The organism is Asticcacaulis sp. SL142 (assembly GCF_026625745.1).
In the GTDB taxonomy this organism is placed as follows: domain Bacteria; phylum Pseudomonadota; class Alphaproteobacteria; order Caulobacterales; family Caulobacteraceae; genus Asticcacaulis.
Genome location: NZ_CP113061.1, coordinates 2,794,206 through 2,811,937 on the forward strand (window position 1 = coordinate 2,794,206; position 17,732 = coordinate 2,811,937).

A 17,732-nucleotide genomic window follows, 5' to 3' on the forward strand; every position below is an offset into this window, starting at 1 on the left:
AACAGAAGCTCCTTATATAAGGATAACATAATTATAATTTAAAATGCAAATTTATCAGTATGTTGTCTGAATTTGATACTATCTTGCGAAGTGCTGCGCAATGCACGGATACGCGATTTTGAACGCCGCCGCCAAAAGTTGAAACCGTAGCAGCATCCGTGTTTGCCCGCGTTGCTTCAGGTCACGACCGCGCCAGTCACTTATGTATCGAAAAGAGCCGTGGTCATCTTTGATAGAGCCAAAGGCTTTGTCTATCCCGTCATCCTCGATTTCGAGTGGAACAAGCCGCCCGCCATTTTTCGGGTCGGGGTAGAGGATTTGTCCGCCCACTGCATCAAAATCATTAAATGCATCTGCAATCCAAGTCGGGACGCCCCGCCGCCCGCTATCAAGGGCAATAAGCGACGTTTGAAGTCGCTTCTGATACGGCAGCGCCAAAATAATTTTACCGTCTTCGAGAATGACGGTCGGCATCGGGAAGTTGTCGTTCGCCGCCTCAGCAACCATTTCTTCCTTGAGGCGCGTCAGTGGCGAGCATTTGCAAAAGCGATGCTCGCAGTGAAATTTCAGGCACAGTCCGACAGTCTCGCGCATGGCAAGTCTCCAAAAAATCCCTTTCGGGAAGCACTGATTAAAATGGAAAGAGCGACGTATCCGCAGGACTTTTTGCCCGCTTGATACGTCAATATAACAGGGTTAATTCAATGTAAACCGTAAATGCAGCAAATACTTTTTTATCGTTCTAATTTTCGATACAGCATGGCAATCTGTGCCTTTATTGCATCACGGTCATCGCCAGTCTCAGCAATTAGCTCGGTCTTTTTGCTCTTTGGCGGGGGGAGAAAATCCGTAGGGGCAATTTTGGCGTCAGGGTTTTTTACGTTGTGTCGCGTGCTGAAATTGAAAATCCCGTCTATGTATGACGGGTCGAGCTTTCGCAGGTCATCCTGAAACAGAACACCTGCATCGGCGTATTTCCGCCAATGCAGGTCGTAAAATTCTATGGCGGTGTGCTTACGCCCCAATACAGGGTCTTTCTCGCGCTCAGAATACAAAACAGGCGCTTTTTCAGGCAGCGTTAGACCTAGCGGATTTTGCGGGGCTTTCGGTGCGCTAGAAGCGTTGAATTCGCTCGCTTTAATTCCAGCTACACCTTCGGGAGATTCTGAGTTGTCTAATAATTGAGAAATTCCAAGTATAGAGAATATATCATCAGCCATATCAGATGGTGATGATGATTTCTTAAAGCTTGTACTCAAATAACTAATTAGCCTATCTCTTGCGTCCACAAGATATATTTTAAACTTATTGACGATTAAAGGCAATAAATACTTAGAGAATAAACCGTCGGTAACAGCGTTTATGTCATTTAAAATCTTATACTTATTGTATTTATCGGCTTTGAATTCGCTTAGAAAGCCGACACTTCCCGCGCCACTTAAGCCATTTTTCAGCAAAAGGCGGCTATATTTTCCGCCGACATTCAACTCATACATCTTGATTTGTTGAATTTGATTTTCAACAATCTTTATTCTATTCAGGATTTCGAAATCGTCATTCTTAATTTTTGAATTATTGTATTTATATATTATCGATTCTAATTCTATTACCCTTTTATAATTGAAGGCTGATATTAAATCCTGAAATTTCTCGGCATCTTTGGTTAATTCAGGCGTTGCTGTGCTTTTGTTTGAGTTTGAATCTTGAAATACATTGTCGTCTAAAATGCTGCTCACCAACTCTTTGGCATCGAAGTCAGCGGGAGAGTTTTCTTTCCCTTTTGTCTTATAGAATAGCGGTTTCTCACTCATTTTTTTTGTGCCAGTGTTTAAATTAGAGCTTCCATTTCAACGAGATAACGACGTCAAGGATGGCATAGTAATCAAAGATATAGCATAAAATGTGGGAAGCGGTGTGCTCCCCACCAAAGTTATATACTTTTTTGAGGGCAATTTTCTAAAACGGAATCTCATCATCGGGTTCAAATGGCGAACGTCGCCCGTGCTCCTCATAATCAGAGTTCACGTCACTCCCGTATGTCGGCTTTGATATTGTCTGCATTGCCATCCATAGCCCTTCATTCAGCATGTCCATCAATCCGATTATGATGAGGTTTTCAGGATGATTCAGCGGATTGCAATGTTCACCCCAACCACTCAAAAGAGACACGCCTTCGGGTGTGAAGTGTAGGGTGAACTTGCCGTAACGGTATTCCTCGACAATGTACCATTCCGCTTCATGGACGCGCAGCGGCGTTGCTGGTGTAGTCGTGATGTTCATTGCATTGCCCTTTCAAGATTTGAAAAAGCCATCTCACCTTATTTAGACCTTCGACTTGGGGGGAAGTCTTACCCGCCGCGATGAAGTTTTCGCGTATCTTTCAACGCGGAATCAAGCGGACGAATTTTATAAAACGGCGTGGTGTCCGCAATCACCAAATGCGCCAGACCAGACACTTTGAGGATTTGCTTTTCCCCAAGCGCGAGAATTTGTTCCGCTTGCAAAACAGGGCGCTTGGTTTCGCTCATGCTGGCAGATGCGACCTCTAATTTGCCTCCTGAGTGATTATTCCCATGCGAGAAAATCGTCATATTGCCAGACAGCAATGTCAGGTCGCGGATGATTTCAGGCTGCGCGACATGCTTGTATGTCACGACGGCGCTTTGCTCGATAAACTCGCGTACCTCGCTTTCACTATATTTTCCGTCGAATGAATATTTGCTCTGCGCGAACATCCAAGGCTGTACGCCGCACCCGCGATAAAGCCGTAGCGCCTTGAGCAGCGCAGGGATAGGCGGCAATTGCGGCATTTCATCTAAAAGTAGAGTGGTGGTGATTTTGCCTGTTTCATTGGCGATGGTCTCGATAATGTAATTCAGGCACAGGCTGATGAACGGCGCAGACACGTCGATTTTGTCGCTTGGCAGGATGAACCACACTGTATGCGGCTCATGTTTCAAGCGACGAAAATCAAAATCCGTTTGCCGTGATGCACGGTCTAACGTCTTGCCTTTTTCAAAGCTGGACAGCGCCGTCTGACAAGAACTGATATAGGCGTAAAATTGTTTGGGTACGGTTTCAAATTCAGCCTTGAGGGCGGCGGCACGCCGCGCCAATCCTTCAATGCCGCACGTCTCTAACATGGTCAGATTGAGCGCCATCTCAGCTTCGGAACAATTTGCCTTCATCCATAGACCGCCGAGATTGCAATTCTCGACGTCAAAATGGGCAAGCCCTTCCATCCAAACAGAGAGCAAGCGCCGACCGCCATCATCCGCCCATGCGCCATCTCTCGATTTGTAATTGCGCGGGATGAGGATGAGCGAGATTAACTCAGGCTCATTCTGAATTTCTCCGCCCGACTGGATAATGCGCGGCAGAATATCGAGCATGTTAATGCCGATGCTGGTCGTGCCGCGCACATGGTATGGGTCAATGACGATGCTTGGGATTCGAAGGGTCTTTTCGCGGTGCTCATGCGTCGCGTAATAATTTTCGCCATTCTTGGGGTCGAAGATAACGATGCTTCTATCGTCAACCAAACCGAGCGTGGGCAGAATATAGTCACGCCCTTTCCCACCGCCCGTCTTTAAAAACGTCACAAGGGGGCTATCGCCGTTATAGCGGATGAGTTCATTTCCGAAGCCGCCGATAATGAGACCTTTATCGCCGAGCAAGCCCGCCTTCAAAAGGTCATCTCGGTTAGCGAGCCGTCCATCGCCCAAGCGACCAGACGGCACGGCGTCTTCCATGTATTGAGCAAGGTCATCGGCACGCCGTTGCGCCGCGTCCGATTGAAACATGCCTGATAAATTTTGATGCAGGGCAAACGTGCCCTGCATCATCGACAAAAAATTGCCGCCACGCCTCATTTGGCATTCCGTTTTTCATGCGTCCAAAATTCTGGTGGCGCGGGATATGGGATAGGCTCAATATCCATCAAATAAGCTTGAACCTCATAAGGCGGCGGCAAGGAGTCATCCCAGCCTTCAACCTTCAGCGTCGTGCCGCTCATTGCCGTTTTGGTCAGCTCATCCAAAACGTAATTGCCGAGGTCTTCCGAATACCGCATGGCGGCATCACCCGAACCAGCGGCAAGATAATTTTTGCCGTAGCCCCAGAACCGCGACAGGTTGGCGACGGCAATATCAGGCGCGAGCAATTGTTGCTTCGTTTGCAGTCTCACCGTTATATACTGCTGCTGTATGCGCGTGGTGGCTTCGGCATAGACGCGGGCACGAAGGTAGGCAGCGTCGTAGAATTGCGTCGTCGCCATCAACCGCGTTTTGTATTGCTCTGCGTTTTGTTGAGAGACCAACTCGACCTTTTTGACATAGGTATCGAGTTCGGCTTTCTGCTGAGCAATTGCCGCCTCGACAGCCGCTTCAACACGGGATTGATTTGCGCCTGAAAATGTGGACGGCTTAAACTGGTCAGGCGCGTACATTTCCAAACCCCACATCACGCCCGCACCCAACAACATGCAGCCCATAGCCAGCATTGAGGGTGATAAGCCTAAGCCTTTATGCGCGGGATATGGCGCGTTACGACGTTTGCGCCGTGGTGCGGGCACATATTCAATAGCGTCGAATTGATGCCCGTTATCGTCATTGTTTTGGTAATGGTGTTCCATTCTGATAGCCTCCTGAGTTTGAAAAATTCAGTGGCACTCAAAACATTTCTGCAAAAATGGAGTGGGGGAAAGATGTGGCAAGCAAGCAAAATCAGCCGAACAAATCTGCATCGACGTGAACCAAGAATCTGCCTAAACAAAATCTATCTCGCGTGTGGTGAAGGCATAGAGAAGCCGTCATCCAAACAGCGCATCACTTTCAAAACCCTCCAAAAGACTAAAATCTGGCTCTCGCAAGTTGTGTGCTTGACTACAATTCGCTGGGCTTCTTTTCGCAAACACAACTTGCCCAAGGAGACGCTGCGCTCTCCTGTGGGGAACCTCTCGCACTGGCGCTCCCATCTTTCCCATTCCCTCCCAGCCTCATCATCGCATACGCGGATATGACAGCTTAGGGTCACGGGTCGATGCTCGCACCAGAAAATCGTATCGCCGATTAACCACTCGTCAGGCGGAGATTTCATTCTCCCCCGACACCCCCATGAGCGGAAGACTTCGTTCTCCCTGCACCCGTGACCAAGGGGCATTTCATAGCCCCTTTGGATACCCTCGACAAACCGTGCGCCGTTTTGATGCCGTCATGACTTTCGCGTCCTGAACCACGACAATGATGAGCGTTTCGCCGCTCCCCTTGACCCCACCGAGTTAAGGCGTGCCGCCCCAACAACCCTGCCTCTTTCAGAGAGACCACTGGAAGCCGTCAGAGCGTAGCCCTGAAATCCCTATTGGTCAGCCGTTCTGATTTTATCGTATACCTGTTTCACCAAATGCCCTGCCGCCATGTTGCGGAATGTCGGGTCATTCATGACCTTTGCGAAAATCTCTTCATTGCCTTCCATCCTTTCGATGAAAAGCCCTTCGAGCATTTTTTCAAATACGAGGTTGAAGTTTTCCAAGCTGTTGACCTTTGCCGCATCTTGAAGCCGCTCATTCAACATCGCGGCTTCTGCGACTTGGTCGAAGAACAGTTCGTCTGCCTTAGTGAAGTCAGTTCCGAACCGTTCATTCAATCGGTCAACCAGAAGCGAGAGCTGAACCATTTCATCTTTCGCTTCCGCAGTCCCAACGTCAGTCGGTCCTTTGAGCGGGTCAGCTTCGCCTTCATTCAGGTCAATTGACCCTTCGCTGATTTTTTGTAGGCGGTAATATTGCAAGGCCACATCGTCATCGAGCTGATAGGTTGCGCCCTCAGACCGCCTTGGCAATTTCGCAATCAAAAATCTCAAATAGGTATAAAGTTTTTCGAGGCTTGAATCCTGATACGGAATGATTTGCGACAAGAACATATACAGGTTGCGGAAGCTGATGAGCTGTCCTTTGAAAAGTTCTTTGTCGGCATCTCCCAAAAGCTTGAATGCTTCAACCGCGCCATCCAAGATGGCGTTCAACTGTCTGTGGTCAGTGACGCTAGGCTCCTTTCGGTTTTTGAACCAAACCTCACAGAATGCGTCGACCTCTTCATCGGAAAAGACCTTCCATTCTTCAATCTTGTGCTGGAGCTGGTAAAGCTGTTGCGGGTCGGACATGTCACCCATAGGGGTGACTTCGTAATAGGGCTTAAATGCCGCGTAGATATCGGCAAAGTTATTCTTGAAGTCTAAGACAAACGTGTCGTCTTTACCCGCTGTGGTTCGGTTAAGCCGTGACAGAGTTTGCACGGCTTGAATGCCCGACAATTTCTTATCGACATACATCGAATGAAGAAGAGGCTGGTCAAATCCCGTCTGATATTTTTCCGCCACCAGAAGCAGCTTATATTCGTCTCGCCCGAAAGTCTCAGGCAATGCCGTTTCTTTGACGCCATTGTTCATACCGACTTCGGTGAATTGGCTACCTGCCACGGCAGGGTCATTTACCGTGCCTGAAAACGCCACAAGCGTTTTGATGTCCGTATAGCCTTTTTCTTTGATGTAGCTATCAAACGTCAGCTTATAGCGGACAGCGTGAAGGCGCGATTCCGTCACGACCATAGCCTTGGCGCGACCGCCAATTTTGTGGCGCGTGAAGTTCCTAAAATGCTCGGTAATCAGTTCGACCTTTTGCGCGACATTATAGGGATGCAAGCTCATAAACTTTGTCATCTCGCGCACGGCTTTTTTCTTCGGCACTTCGGGGTCGTCTTCTGCCGATTTTATCAAGCCATAGAAGGTCTTGAAGGTCGTGTAGTTCGCTAGCACATCTTTGATGAAACCTTCTTCGATAGCTTGGCGCATACTGTAATGGTGGAAAGGGGCGTGCCCGTCTTCGCTTGGCTCATTGAAGACCGCCAGCGTTTTAAATTTAGGGGTCGCCGTAAACGCAAAGAAGCTGATGTTTGGCTGGCGCGGACGTTTTAGCATTTCCCGTAGTAGGGCTTCACGCGCTTCAGGTGATAGATTTTCCTCTTCCAAGTCATCCATCATCTGTTCGGCGATAACCGACGCAATGCCGTCCTTATTCAAAACCTTACGCAATTCCATTGCGGTTTCGCCGCTCTGCGAGCTATGGGCTTCATCGACGATGACCGCGAAGCGCTTGTTTGCCGTGTTGATTTTTATGCCTTCACCTTTTTTGTCTAAGGTGTCTAAGGCTTGGGCAATGAAGGGGAATTTCTGAACCGTTGAAATGATAATTGGCACGCCCGTTGCCAATGCCTTGGCAAGCTGTTGCGTATTCTCATCAATCTTTTCGACCACGCCTTGCTTGTGCTCGAACTGATAGATGGTGTCTTGTAACTGCTGGTCTAGGACGCGGCGGTCAGTGATAACGATGACCGTATCAAAAATCTTATTATCCGCATCGTCATGAAGACTTGATAGGCGGTGTGTAAGCCACGCGATAGAATTTGATTTCCCCGAACCTGCCGAATGCTGGATAAGGTAATTATGCCCAGACCCCTTGGCTTTGGTGTTGGCAATCAGTTTGCGCACAACGTCTAACTGGTGATAGCGCGGGAAAATCATCGTCTCTTTGGTGACGGTCTTAATGCCCTTGTCTGTCGGGATCTTCTTGACCTCGACCTGCAAATGCAAAAACCGTTTGAAAATATCCATCAGGCTATCGCGGGATAAAACCTCTTCCCACAAATAGGCTGTGCGATAGTTGCCAACGACAGGCGGATTGCCAGCGCTGTGATTATTGCCCCGATTGAACGGCAAGAAATAGGTGTTTTTGCCGTCCAGTTTTGTCGTCATGTACGCCGTGTCAGGGTCAACGGCGAAATGAACAAGGGCGCGTTCTTTGAATCTGAAAATCGGCTCACGCGGGTCGCGGTCGTATTGATATTGCCTTTTGGCATGTTCAACCGTTTGACCCGTCATCGGATTCTTCAGTTCCAACGTGACAATGGGTAGACCATTTATCGCCAGAACCATATCAAGCGATAGGCTAGGGTCTTTGGGGCTGAAATGCACTTGGCGCGTGATGGTCAGGCGGTTTTTGCCGTAATCGTCCCATGCGCCTTTGTTCATCCCGCTATTGGGTGCGAAGTACGCCAGCTTGAACGTCTTGCCGAAAAACTTGAACCCATGCCGCAGGACATGCAACGCCCCCTTGGCAGACAGTTCCTTGCACAGCGCGTCAATGAGCGAGCCTTGCGCCTTGGCGCCATAGAAGGCTTTGACCGCTTCATAATTTTTGGCTTGAGTTGACTCGATAAACGCTATGACATCGGCGGGGAAAAGGGCGGCTTCGGCATCATACCCTTTCGCATCGCCCTTGGCGTATCCGCCCGCATTCAACAGGTGGTGTTCAATTGCATCTTCAAATCTGGCTTCGGTATGTTTGTTCATGCGCTTCCCCCCTAATTAATTGTATTTACTGTGGCATTTTCTAAGCTTGATAAGTTTACACCGTCTACGTCATCAAAAAGATAGTGTCGTATGGATGGATACCGAGCGAGATACCGCCCCGATATATCTAAATCAGGGGCGGGGTTTTCGCACGCCGTAAACACGAACTTAGATAATTGGATGGCGTGCGTTTCGCCGAGGTATGATGAAATCAATTTGTTCAACGTACAAACCCACGCTTCAGCCGCTTTGAGTTGTAGCATAATATTATCAAGTGGAATGCGTGTTCTTGCTTCCTTGAATTCAATACAATAGGCTTTGACTTGATTGTTTATGCTTTGAAAAATTATGAAATCACACCGCTTTGACCAAGGATGGCGCTCGTCTAAAAGAAAATTATATAGTGGGTTAGAGTCTGCATCCAATTTGACCGCTAAAATATCGCCATCAAACTGAAGAACTATTTTTCTTCGTCCAGTTCTATCTTCTAGTGCCTCAGACAAAGAAATTTGATTGGGCTGCAAACTTCTTGCTTCGGCAGCCAGACAGGTTTTGCCATACTTCTCTAGTTTGAGGTGGTTTCTTAATAGGTGGATGTAACCGTCTGCATTTATCGGCATCACACCACCTTTATTTTGCCAGTTACGGCATTGGTTATTAAAGATGCGCGGTATTCTTTTAGTGATGAAATAGCAGCGCCTACTAACATTTCAGCATCTGAAGTTGTTTTAAGCTCAGTTCTCAAATAGGATACAATTTTTCCTTGTTCATCGATAGGTGGCATTCCTATTCTCATTTTCATGAGGTCGCCCTGAGTAATATTCTGCATACTGCCACTTGTGCCTGTAGCGATGGAAGCGATAATTGCGCGAAATAGTTTGCTATTAAGAAAATAGTATAAAAATGGAGCACTTGCAGTTGCATTGCGCCAGAAAATTGTTTGCCATAAGCGGTCTGGAAGAAATAAATCAGTGTAATTTTCATCCACAAGCCCAACGGCTCCGACAAGTTCTGGAGTATTCATACGGCTTATAATAAGTTCTCCCATGCGAACAGGACAAGTTAGCCTTTCCTTCTCAGATTCATCGTATACTGTTTTGTTTTCATAGGCATTGAAGACGCCACTAAAAACAGCACTTGTCTTTAATACGCCCTGTTGACCATCCTCTTTTGAAACGTCCATGGCATTTACGCTAACGCCACTTTCAAGCTTCATGACCGCAGTAGATATTGGCTTCACCTCCCAATGCGCGGGGATTTGACCGAGCCAGTCAATGCCAGACTCTTTCATTTGGGCGCCGGGGTTTAGCCCCTTGGTGACAGCATGGGTGATGAGGGCTGTGCGCTTTTCCGCCAAGGCTTTCAGCAAGTCCTCTTTCTTGGCAATCAGCGCGTCAATCTCAGTCGTCTTTTCATCCAAAAATGCAGCAATAGCTTTTTGTTCGGTTTGGGGTGGTGCAGTAATTGGTAATCCAACCAAATCAGTTGGGTTTATAGCTGGGTAGCTTACCCCATTTGAATAGGCGACAACTTCGCCGAGGAAGCCTTCGCTTTGCAGGCAGTAACCTAGAAAATCAGGATTTAAATTGTCACGAGGGCGGATGACAGCAAAACCCGTTGACACAATTAGATTTTCAATTGGGTCTCTTATGGGGGCTATTGCTTTAAGATAAGTTCGAACAGTCGAAATAATGGTGTCGCCGTCCTTGACTATTCGACGCGCTCTTGAAGGTGATTTTTCAAAAATTAGCTCTTCAACATGTTTTATGCCGCTTATCAAATCTACGCTGGAAATATCAACATAGTTAATAACCATGTCTGGTTCAGTCGTATCGCCTAACGTTTCGTCATTGAATGACGCCAAATATTTTAGACGTTTGACACCCCACCCCTCAGGAATATCCCCAAGCCAAGGCACGCCGCTATCTTTGTATCGGTCATAGGCGGGGTATTTCATGCCGTAACCTTTGCCAACAGGGTAATGATTTCGGACTCAAGCGACTTTATATCGCCTGCTATAACGTCCAACGGGCGCGGCGCTTGATAGACATAGAAATGGCGGTTGAGTGGGATTTCATACCCGACCTTCGTTTTGGTATGGTCTAACCACGCGTCCTTCACGTGCGGTAAAACTTCACGCTTCAAATAGTCTTCACAATGGTCTTTGACCAATGTTAGCAACTTTGTGTTGTCCGCCTTACTGTCATACCCAATCGGCAGGGGTAGCGCGATATTGTCGGGTAGTGGCACTAATTCCGTGTCGCGCAATTCGCTATCGGATTCAGGTCTGCCTTTGGCATCCTTGCATACATCGGCGGTGTCATCGCGTTCAGACAGCGCGTTCAAAATCGCTTTTCTCAATGGAGGTTCGAGTTTATCCGCGCCCGCTTTTTTGAAGGCAGCATTGAGCGCATTTTCAAACTGGTCTCGGTTTTTATAAAGCTTTGCGGCATCAAGTGTGTTCAGAAGGGCTAAAATTTCTGCCTGTCTGCGTTCACCTTCGGCTTGTTCTGCCTTTATCGCTTTTTCGTCTTTGCGTTTTTGGCTGGTCGCCAAATTTTTGAACGCAGTCTCAGTGTGTAAGCGCTCAATGCGTTCAGGTGACGCTTGGAAATTAAGCTGAAGTGGGCGTTCGACTGTGATTTTCAGATAACCAAAATCTTGGTTTCTGAAAACCTTTGAAGCAATCGCTTCTTTAGGCTCATTATTGCTCTGGAATTTGGATACTGCATCATCACCGAATTCAGCATAAAGGCGGGTGATTTCATTGATATGGTCGTCGGATAATTCATTGCGTTTATTGCCAAGGCTTTTGCGCATTTTTTGAAAATGTTTTGTGGCATCAATTAGTTGAACCTTGCCTTTGCGCTCAGGGCGTTTGCGGTTTGATACCAGCCAGATATAGGTGAAAATGCCTGTGTTATAAAACATCTGGTCAGGCAGGGCGACTACGGCATCAAGCCAGTCATTTTCAATTATCCATCGGCGGATATTGCTTTCGCCAGACCCAGCATCGCCCGTGAAGAGGGGCGAGCCGTTAAAGACGATGGCTATTTTAGAGCCTTCGCCGCCGCGTTCGGGGGCAGCGTGCATTTTGGAAATCATGTGCATCAAAAACAGCAATGACCCGTCATTGATACGCGGCAGACCTGCGCCGAAACGACCATTTTCACCAAGCGTCGTGTGCTCTTTTTCAACAACGGATTGCTGTGTTTTCCATTCCACGCCAAAGGGCGGATTTGCTAACATGTAGTGAAATTTTTTCTCGGCGTGCCCATCGCCTGATTTGCCGTCGCCCAGCGTGTCGCCGAAAATGATGTTATCGACAGGCTCATCCTTAATCAGCAAATCCGCGCAACAAATGGCATAGGATTCTTCGTTATATTCCTGCCCGTAAAGGTGAAGTTCAGCCTTCTTATTGTGGTCTTTGATATATTCTTCCGAGACGGACAGCATGCCGCCTGTGCCGCAGGTCGGGTCATAAATCGTGCGGGCGATACCTGCTTTGTAAACATCCTCATCAAACGTATAAACGAGGTGCGCCATGAGGCGGATGATTTCGCGCGGGGTAAAGTGGTCTCCCGCTTCTTCATTTGCCTGTTCATTGAACTTGCGCACAAGCTGTTCAAACACATAACCCATCGCCATGTTATCGACCGTATCAGGGTGAAGGTCGATGTCAGCGAATTCTTTGATAATCAGATAGAGGCGATTGGCGTTGTCGAGCTTTTCGATTTCTTGTTCAAATTTGAACTTGTCGAAAATCTCTTTTGCCTTCGGCGAAAAGCTATTGATGTAGGTAATAAGGTTGCGAGCGATGTTATCGGGGTCGCCCAGCAGTTTTTGGAAATCATATTTGCTGGTGTTATAAAGCGCTTGTTCTCGTTTAGGGTCAGTCTTCTTACTCAAAATTGTAGCAATTGCATCGTCGCTATGCCCCTGCGCCTTCAGCTTCTCAAATTGCTCAAGAACCTTATCCTTGGTTGGTGCAAGCACCGAGTCCATTCGGCGCAATACGGTCATCGGCAACATGACCCGCCGATATTGCGGCGGGCGATACGGACCTCGTAGCTTGTTTGCAATATTCCAAATAAATCCAACGAGGTCTTCGTGTTTGTTCGCCACTGTAAATGTCCTGAATCATTAAAATTTCTAGGTTTGAACTTAGCCAGATTGGGGAACAAGGCAAAGGGGTTTTTATACTGCAATCCCTCATACGGCGAGTTATCCGCTGTTTAGGTTTAGGATTGAATTACATATTCATGAAAGGGAGGTCTTCGGGGCTTTGCCCCCAGCGCCCACAAGGGTCTTCGATGAACGGCTAAGACCGTATCCCCATTCTTCCTACGCCCGAAGATAGGCGGGCTGCGTGCAGAACGGGTGATACCCCTCGGTCTTATGCCGCCCTGTGTGGTTGCTACCCCCACGTTCGCCACGAGGCAAGGTTTCAGAACGAAACCCTAGCCCATAAAGAAGTGGACAGAGCAAATGACCCAACTACATGCACAACCCTATGACCTATCAGCCTATGGATTTTATTTTGAATCCGAAGCCGAATTTAACGATAAAGCCAGCAAGGCACGCAACGACTACGGGCAACCCGTTGAAGAATTTGAAATTCAATTCATCGAAGGCGACGGCATCGACTGCGAACTATTTGAAGCCCTCAGCGTGAACCAATGCAATCTTGCAGGATATTTTCAGGCGGTGGATGAATGGGACGAAGACGACAAGGTGCGCGTGATTTTGCACCTGCGCGAAGGGATGCAATTTGACCTTGAAGCCCATGACCCCAAGTGTGATTTTTTGATGGATTTTTACGAAGACATGACCATGCGCGAACTCGCAGAAGAGTTTGTGAATGATGGCGTGTTTGGCGAAATCCCCAAAAGCCTTGAATATTATTTAGATTATGACGCTATCGCCCGCGACCTTTGCGCCGATTATTCAGAAGCGAGCGTGAACGGAAAAAACTATATCTATCGCTGCGATTAACACCGCAAGGAAAGCCAGCCGCGACGCTGGATTTCCAATATGACCTGCTCTTGGGGGTAAACCCCCGCCGCATCTTCGCTTACTCGAACCCGCCCGCCCGCATCCCCCGTTTGTAGTCGCGCCTATGGCGCGGGGCAACTTGCCCCCAACAACCAAAAATAGGGTTGTTACACGAAGCCTCCATCATTTTTTCTCAGGAGGCTAAACATGACCCGCAAATCCCAAATCTCTATCGCTGCCATCTTCGCCGCGTTGTCTTTGTCGGCATTCGCCGCCGATGCAAAGCCGAAGCGCACAGCCCCAGCACTTCCCGCCGTCAAGGTTATGGCGTGTGAGGGCACGGCATCGACCGTCGTGAACAACGCCATGATTGGCACGAGCCGCAGCGAAAGCAATATCGGCTTTGGTGTTCGCATGAACCCCGCCGCATCTGAACTTGCCATCATGGGCGTGCAGGGGAGCAAGAACATCAAGGCAGGTCGCCACCTTATGCAGCGTGACGGCAGCAACTATGTTGTCAATATCCCTTGGACGGACAGCAATAACGTGCCGCAAACCCTGACGATGCTCTTTGACCGTCAAGGTAATTTTAGCGGCGTCACAGAAGAGTCGGTGATGAAGAACCCGTCCGCCGATTTGCTATGTCCGTTTTTGGGCGGCTATTGCGAAGCCCTGCAATACAGCATGAAGCATGAGTATGCGGGCGTCTGTTGGGAAACAAAATAGGCTTTTATTGCCTGTAGGGGCGCAAGCGGGCGGCATGGGGAAACCCATGCCGCTCTTTTGTTGTGAGCCTAACCGACGATTTCAGCGTCAGTGAAAAATTGCGCGATTTCAATCGCTGCATTTTCATCGGAGTCGGAGCCGTGAACCGAGTTCTCGCCAATTGAAAGTGCGAACAGTTTGCGGATTGTGCCGACGGGCGCTTGCTCAGGATTGGTATCACCCATAATGGCGCGGTAGCTTTTTACGGCGTCCGTGCCTTCCAAAACCTGCACTACGACGGGCGCAGCGGTCATCTGGGCAATCAGTTCATTGAAAAATGAACGCTCCTTATGCGCACCGTAAAATTGTTCAGCCTGTGCCTTCGATAATATCACCCGCTTCTGGGCGACAATGCGCAAACCCGTAGCTTCAATAACGGCGTTGACCGCGCCCGTCAGATTACGGCGCGTTGCGTCTGGCTTGATTATCGAGAAGGTGCGCGTCATTTGGTATCCTTTTAAGTCTTTCATTTGCGCGGCTTATACAGAATCCGAGCTTGATAGGCAAACGTGAAGGTCGCGAGCACCGCCAACAATCAGCAAACCAACTCAGCCTTCTTTGACTGAGTTTTTATTTGCGACTTTGTCGTTTGATTACAGGCGTAAACCACGGCGGGCGATTTCATCGCGGATGAGACGAAGCGCGAAAGATACTTGTGCGAAGGCACGGCGTGCGCTTGGTTTGGCTTGAACGGCTTGATTGAACAGACTTTTCAATTGTGCATCTGATTTTTTCGCTAAATCGTCGCGTGTGATGTGAAACATGGTCTTCTCCTTTTGGCTATGCCGCCCACCGTGGACAGCGTTGGAGAAGTGTTCAGACCCACCATAAATCGGGCGCATCCCAGATGGATTGCCACGCAGTAGAAAAGGCTTTGAGGAAGTCCCCAAAGCCTTGCGCCATATAGATTTTGAATGTGTCTAGGTTCGTAATTTAAGCGACCACACGGGCGGTATCGCCAAAAGTGGAAGTAGTGTTTTTCATTGCACCAAAATAAAGCCTTGTTTAATATTGCTCAATTCATGCGGGCGCATTTAAGTTAAAATATTTACAGTGTAATATTGATCGGAACTTAAATTATGAAATACGATATTAGGGTGAACGAATTTAAAAATAATGCTTTTTTAGAAGAAGGCTTATCTTCTTTTGTAAAAGCCAACAAATTTAACGGACCAAGTTTATACTTCCATAGTAAGGCGATAAACATTTGCAGAAGAAGTGCATTTAAGGGAGAATTGCGGGAAGATTTACTGGAAGCTATCTATGCGACATTGGTTTCTTGGGGGATGCATAGAATGGGCATGGGCGGTCCAAAAATGGTTTCATATGAAGAGTTCAAGGGTAGCGTAAATAGTGTTCTAGATAAATTGGAAAAGGCTAAAAATTATCGATACGATAGCATGGACGGGGACAAATGGAGTAATGTTGAGGCAATTTACAAAGCTGTGAAAATAATGGGAAACTTTGTGGGGCGTGATTTGGACGCCGAGCCGCAGCCCATAAAGACGATTATCGTTGCAAATTCAAAAGTGTTGTCACATCTTTTGCCAGATTTAATTGCGCCAATAGATAGGCAATATACAATCAATTTTTTACGAGGGAACAAAGTTATTTCTACTAAAGAAGCCTATCAATGGAGTGATTTTTTGTGCATCACCAAGGAATTTTATCATGAAGTAATAAATCTTGATAATGTTGCTGATTTTTATGATAAAAATAAATCAAAAAGCCCTTGGAATACGTCCATATTAAAATTTGTAGATAATGTTATTATTGGTAAAATGGTAATTAAAAGCCCTTCCGTGTAGATATACTTTACCCGTTTATCAGCTTTTCCAAATCCGCCATGCCACGCATCACCGCATCAAATTCAGGTGCAGCGCCCATGAACATATCAGACATAGCGGCATAGTCTTTTTTCAAGACGGGCAATGCGTCATCCGTTGGCAAGATTTTCAAACTGCCGATTTTCGCCGTGTCGTAAGACGCTTTGGCATCCCGCCACAGCAGGGATTTGTTTCTCACGACGTTTTCTAGCAAGGTAGGGTCGCGGAGCGCAGACTCCGCAACGCCTTTTTGCGTCAGCATGTAGGTGTCGTAGTAATGGCGCGACATGCGGTCACGCAACTTTACGCCATGATGAAGCGAATGAAGGATGGTGGCTTTTTCCCAGAAGGTACGTTCCGCCGCCAGCGTCGAAAACTGAATCTCAGATTCAGGTAATGCGTCAGGGAAGGATTGCGCCAGATAGGGCATGAGTGAGCGCAATTCATGCGGGTCAATTTCACCGCGTGCGCCGAACTCAAGTTTGATATGCGGCTTGATATAGCCGTATTCGCCTTCGCCGAATGCGCCACGTCCAAAAGCGCCGCGCCCAAATCCCATGCCGTAATTCAGCAATTTTGGATAATAGAACAGGATGGTTTGCGCGTCAGGGTCTTCGCCATCAAGCACGACTCGCCAGCCGTCATGCGTGCCCAGTGCGGCGGCAACCACGCCCGTAATGGCGGGCAATGCCACGTCGCGCACATAGGCTTGTGCAGCCAGCTTCAAAGCCTCTGCACGGCGACCAACTTCATTCTTTGAAATGCTCGCTTCCATCGGCGAAGCCGTATCGCGCACGCACGGCGCATCACGCCCAATAGTCAGGTCAATATCTTCTGAGAACCGCTCGATAATGCCGTAAGCTTTGGATAGCGACGTGCCGCCCTTGAAAGTGAGGTACGGGGCAAGGTCGGCATGTTCAGTCAGACGCTTGAGCGTCCAACACACCCAAAAATCTTTCTCTATGATAATGGCGGACACGTCGCGCCGACTGGCAGCTTCATTGATGAAGACCAGTCTTTCTTCAGCGGCTTTGCGTGCAAAATTATCCATGCGCGGCAGACTCGATTTTCAAAATTACGTCCGCCATCCAACTTGGAACAACAGCCCTAGACGTGTTCAGGGCTTTCAGGTCACGGCTATCTAAACGCTTGGCGCAGCGCTTAATCATATCCGCGTCGATATTGTCTTTGCCGAGATAGGATAAGGCTTGCAGCGTGTAATTCACCTGTGCAGGGGCATTGACCAATATGGGTACGCGGGCATGTTTGAAGGTCAGGGTGCGACCTGCAATCTTGCGCACTTTCGATGCGCCATTGGTCAGGTAGCTTGGCTTTGCGGGCACTTGTGTCGAAAGTCCCAAATAGTTTGCCGCCATCGCGCCTGATGGAAAAACTTTATCGCCCGTTTTAGCAGAGACCGCATCGGCAATGCTGTCCGCGTCAGGCGATAGCGTCCCAAGCACCGCATGTTGCTTGGGGTAATCGTAAAGTCCTCTATCCAAACGCCGTATCATCCCCTTGCGGGCGAGGCGGGATAGGGTTTGGTCAATGGCAGCCCGCGACCCAAAATCCAGAAAGTCTTTAGGCGTAAAGACCCAGCCGCGCTGCTTGGCGCGGATTTTACGGGCGATTTTGTCGGTTATGGCGGTCATTTTCTACATCCTTACTGTCAGATAATAGCATACTTTTATCTGACAATCAATTTTAATCATTTCTGCCTTAAATCTATGAAATTATATATAA

The 17,732-nt window shown here is 48.1% G+C and carries 16 protein-coding genes; 3 read left to right on the forward strand and 13 right to left on the reverse strand.

Annotated features, from left to right (window positions below; genetic code table 11):
• Window positions 1–78 precede the first annotated feature (78 nt).
• The 9 genes from OVA03_RS12715 to OVA03_RS12755 form a co-directional block, all read right to left on the reverse strand.
• Window positions 79–594, reverse strand: a complete 516-nt coding sequence (locus tag OVA03_RS12715) for a hypothetical protein (protein ID WP_267525161.1) — start codon at window positions 592–594, stop codon at window positions 79–81.
• A gap of 140 nt (window positions 595–734) precedes the next feature.
• Window positions 735–1,811, reverse strand: coding sequence for a hypothetical protein (locus OVA03_RS12720; RefSeq protein WP_267525164.1), 1,077 nt, complete (start codon window positions 1,809–1,811; stop codon window positions 735–737).
• A 145-nt stretch (window positions 1,812–1,956) separates the two neighbouring features.
• Window positions 1,957–2,280, reverse strand: a complete 324-nt coding sequence (locus OVA03_RS12725; RefSeq protein ID WP_267525166.1) for a hypothetical protein — start codon at window positions 2,278–2,280, stop codon at window positions 1,957–1,959.
• Window positions 2,281–2,348: 68 nt separating this feature from the next.
• Window positions 2,349–3,872 carry a type IV secretory system conjugative DNA transfer family protein gene (locus OVA03_RS12730; protein ID WP_267525168.1) on the reverse strand — a complete coding sequence of 508 codons (1,524 nt, stop codon included), beginning with the start codon at window positions 3,870–3,872 and terminating at the stop codon, window positions 2,349–2,351.
• Window positions 3,869–4,633 carry a hypothetical protein gene (locus OVA03_RS12735; protein ID WP_267525169.1) on the reverse strand — a complete coding sequence of 255 codons (765 nt, stop codon included), beginning with the start codon at window positions 4,631–4,633 and terminating at the stop codon, window positions 3,869–3,871. Before OVA03_RS12735 ends, OVA03_RS12730 begins: the two co-directional genes overlap by 4 nt.
• A 722-nt stretch (window positions 4,634–5,355) precedes the next feature.
• Window positions 5,356–8,403 (reverse strand): type I restriction endonuclease subunit R, encoded by a 3,048-nt coding sequence (locus tag OVA03_RS12740; protein ID WP_267525171.1) that lies wholly within the window; start codon window positions 8,401–8,403, stop codon window positions 5,356–5,358.
• A gap of 11 nt (window positions 8,404–8,414) precedes the next feature.
• Window positions 8,415–9,023 carry a hypothetical protein gene (locus tag OVA03_RS12745; protein ID WP_267525173.1) on the reverse strand — a complete coding sequence of 203 codons (609 nt, stop codon included), beginning with the start codon at window positions 9,021–9,023 and terminating at the stop codon, window positions 8,415–8,417.
• Window positions 9,023–10,360: a restriction endonuclease subunit S gene (locus tag OVA03_RS12750; protein ID WP_267525175.1), complete on the reverse strand. Its 1,338-nt coding sequence runs from the start codon at window positions 10,358–10,360 to the stop codon at window positions 9,023–9,025. The genes OVA03_RS12745 and OVA03_RS12750 overlap by 1 nt, the downstream gene beginning before the upstream one ends.
• Window positions 10,357–12,528, reverse strand: a complete 2,172-nt coding sequence (locus OVA03_RS12755) for a type I restriction-modification system subunit M (RefSeq protein WP_267525176.1) — start codon at window positions 12,526–12,528, stop codon at window positions 10,357–10,359. The genes OVA03_RS12750 and OVA03_RS12755 overlap by 4 nt, the downstream gene beginning before the upstream one ends.
• 363 nt (window positions 12,529–12,891) lie before the next feature.
• On the opposite strand from OVA03_RS12755, the gene OVA03_RS12760 reads away from it, so the two are divergent.
• Entirely contained in the window at window positions 12,892–13,398 is a 507-nt protein-coding gene (locus tag OVA03_RS12760; protein ID WP_267525178.1) for an antirestriction protein ArdA, read from the forward strand.
• Window positions 13,399–13,605: 207 nt separating this feature from the next.
• Window positions 13,606–14,124: a hypothetical protein gene (locus tag OVA03_RS12765; protein ID WP_267525181.1), complete on the forward strand. Its 519-nt coding sequence runs from the start codon at window positions 13,606–13,608 to the stop codon at window positions 14,122–14,124.
• Between the two features lie 68 nt (window positions 14,125–14,192).
• Here the strand turns inward: OVA03_RS12765 and ndk are convergent, their stop codons facing one another.
• A complete protein-coding gene (gene ndk / locus OVA03_RS12770; RefSeq protein WP_267525183.1) occupies window positions 14,193–14,609 on the reverse strand; it encodes a nucleoside-diphosphate kinase in 417 nt (138 codons plus the stop codon).
• Window positions 14,610–14,756: 147 nt separating this feature from the next.
• Window positions 14,757–14,927 carry a hypothetical protein gene (locus tag OVA03_RS12775; protein WP_267525185.1) on the reverse strand — a complete coding sequence of 57 codons (171 nt, stop codon included), beginning with the start codon at window positions 14,925–14,927 and terminating at the stop codon, window positions 14,757–14,759.
• A gap of 315 nt (window positions 14,928–15,242) precedes the next feature.
• On the opposite strand from OVA03_RS12775, the gene OVA03_RS12780 reads away from it, so the two are divergent.
• Window positions 15,243–15,971, forward strand: coding sequence for a hypothetical protein (locus OVA03_RS12780; RefSeq protein ID WP_267525187.1), 729 nt, complete (start codon window positions 15,243–15,245; stop codon window positions 15,969–15,971).
• 7 nt (window positions 15,972–15,978) lie between these two features.
• On the opposite strand, the gene OVA03_RS12785 is transcribed toward OVA03_RS12780, so the two are convergent.
• Both OVA03_RS12785 and OVA03_RS12790 read right to left on the reverse strand, forming a co-directional pair.
• Window positions 15,979–17,040: a nucleotidyl transferase AbiEii/AbiGii toxin family protein gene (locus OVA03_RS12785; RefSeq protein ID WP_267525189.1), complete on the reverse strand. Its 1,062-nt coding sequence runs from the start codon at window positions 17,038–17,040 to the stop codon at window positions 15,979–15,981.
• Window positions 17,033–17,641, reverse strand: coding sequence for a DUF6088 family protein (locus OVA03_RS12790; protein ID WP_267525191.1), 609 nt, complete (start codon window positions 17,639–17,641; stop codon window positions 17,033–17,035). Before OVA03_RS12790 ends, OVA03_RS12785 begins: the two co-directional genes overlap by 8 nt.
• Between the last annotated feature and the right edge of the window lie 91 nt (window positions 17,642–17,732).